Below are 478 nucleotides of genomic sequence, written 5' to 3'. Positions count from 1 at the left end.
CATCATCTCGAGCCCGAGACCAGCTCCAAGGCGGTCAAGGGCTATAAGCCACCGGATGCCCGGCTCGGTTGGTATGGCGCCGGCATCGATCGCACCCGCGCGGTCGTTGAGCTGAAGTCGCCCGGCGCTGATCTGGATGCCAAGCAAGGCGTCGCCTATGGGCGCCTGACCCCGGTCGAGCAGGCGTTTGGCTACTCGGCCAAGGTGGATGGCTGTCGCTGGGTCATCGTGAGCAACTACCTGGAGCTGCGCCTGTATCGCACCGATCGCGGGCAAGGCTACGACCAGCGTTTCTCGATGGCCGATCTCGCCGATCCTGATCGGCTGCGCGCCTTCTGTTTTCTGCTGGGGCAAGCGACCTTGCTTGGCCTGCAGCCGGACAGCGAGAGTGCCGTCGAGCGCCTGGCGACACAGACGCATGTCGAAGAGGAGCAGATCACCAAGGCGTTCTACGCCTTCTATCGCGATCTGCGCCTGA

1 pseudogene is annotated in these 478 nt (G+C 64.0%); it reads left to right on the top strand.

The features are described 5' to 3' along the window. Positions 1-478, top strand: a pseudogene (locus tag VBE63_RS31155) (restriction endonuclease); the annotation flags it as partial.

It is taken from the genome of Lamprobacter sp., from assembly GCF_034860625.1.
Taxonomy (GTDB): Bacteria; Pseudomonadota; Gammaproteobacteria; order Chromatiales; family Chromatiaceae; genus Lamprobacter.
Note: the sequence above shows the minus strand (reverse complement) of the source record. Positions and strands in the feature narration are given on the sequence as shown.